The sequence below is a fragment of the Nitrososphaera sp. AFS genome, assembly GCF_009898475.1.
GTDB lineage: Archaea > Thermoproteota > Nitrososphaeria > Nitrososphaerales > Nitrososphaeraceae > Nitrosopolaris.
The window spans coordinates 1-1,731 of the sequence record NZ_QURE01000054.1 but is presented as its reverse complement, the minus strand read 5'-3'; the positions used below and the strand labels follow the sequence as shown (position 1 = coordinate 1,731).

Annotated in this window: 2 protein-coding genes; both read right to left on the bottom strand. The window is 36.0% G+C overall.

Annotated elements, in window-relative coordinates:
* Nucleotides 1-192 precede the first annotated feature (192 nt).
* A complete protein-coding gene (locus DYY65_RS07325) occupies nt 193-1,323 on the bottom strand; it encodes a cupredoxin domain-containing protein (protein ID WP_162477322.1) in 1,131 nt (376 codons plus the stop codon).
* A gap of 169 nt (nt 1,324-1,492) precedes the next feature.
* Nucleotides 1,493-1,731, bottom strand: a 239-nt coding sequence (locus DYY65_RS07320) for a hypothetical protein (RefSeq protein WP_162477321.1), incomplete at its 5' end; no start/stop codon positions are given.

The following is a 1,731-nucleotide window of genomic DNA, read 5'->3' as shown; positions in this document are numbered from 1 at the left end:
TTCAGGAGAATTTGACTGTCACGAGAGCGAATTATTCATTTTTGTTACAGCCAATTATATCGTTTAAAAGCTAAATAATATTTTCGTTTGCCGTATTACAAATGACTCGCGACGGCACAAGGAATTAAACTTACAACGTGCAGTATCCAATCATTATAGGACAAAATGTTTCAAATTAGATATAACCAAACACTATCTACGTTTGTATGCCACTATAACTACTGCACCAACAGCTGCGGGAATTCCAAATATGACCGCATACTCTATGTAAACAAGTGTCAAATAACTTACTGCGAAAGGATTGCTGGATTGTTTATTTGCAGCTGCTGCCAACTGATTTGCAGCAGCTGAAGTAATATTAGGGTTATCAAACACTCTAGTATTAAATTCTACATTTTGAGATTTTACAGCTCCCACATTTTCAATTCCAATTGTCACTGGTCCTGAATTTGGGAATGTATAATGGAGAACGCTCATTCCAATTTGGGCAACACTTGGAATACGTTGAAGTTGTTTGCCGTCCTGTCTAATTACAAAGTCAAATGGTAGAAAGCTTGGTTTATTGTTTGCACGATCAAAGAAAACAACAACGAAAGATGTTTCTTTACCGGTTAGTAAAACTTGTGGGTTCCAACTCAAACCTGCTTCAGTCTTTCCATCAGGGGTGAATAGGTAAATGGGAAAAGAGGTTATTTTTGCACCAGATGTATAAACAGGATAGTTAGGGATATTCTGTGTCTTTCCTTGAACAGTTACAACCCCATCCATCCAAGGATGAATAGTACAGAAATAATTGTATGTACCTGGAGTTGTAAATGTATGTGTCCATGACTGGCCGGGTTTGAATAATCCACTATCAAAGATTCCATTTGGTGTCCCTCTTTTATTATTCTGTAAACTTTCGATCCCTGCACCAATACCACTTGTTGTAGTATGAGATTCAGTGTCATTGTTTATCCATTTGACTGAATCATTGACTCCTATTGATATATGGCTTGGCAAGTACCATTGTCTAGGACCAAGTTTAGTGATATCAATTTCCGGGTTTGCTGAGCCCTTTGGTATTATCACAGTAAATGATTTTGCATTGCTAGATTTTGTATTTGATGTGGCTGCTGCATATGCCTTGTAAGCATGAAAATAAGAACGATTGTCATCGTTTATTATTTGACTGGTATAAGACAACAAGGAGCTAATAGGTGCAACTAAAAACATGACTAGAAGTAGTTTCCGTGGAAGGTAATGTTCTACTGGGGTGATAACAAGAAGAAGTAAAACTAAAGCTGCAAAGCCGTATACTCTGGGTAGTACTTTTTTGATCAAAATTCCGCCAGCAATATATTTTTGCAATTCTTTATTATTTAAATTGGTGGGTTAGGTAAGTAAATATGATGTTTAGATATGTCTAATTTGATCAAATTTACTATTTGGTAAGATTCACTCATTTCATTACAACTGTCTGAAGCATATAATATTTATCTATCATGTATACTCACCGTCTTAACAACCCCTCATTAGTTAGCATACTCACCTCATTAGTTGCAAGAAGTTCGGATATTGCTTTCGTATATATTTCGTAGATAATCTTCTCCTCGGCATAGTTAACCTCTTTTTGTTCGTGTTTTTTGGACTGCTTCACAAGGTGACGAGATAGACTCTCCGCTATTCTATTTGTAATAGTTGGAGTTTGGACAATACTATTGTTACTACCATTATTTCTGATTAGCATAG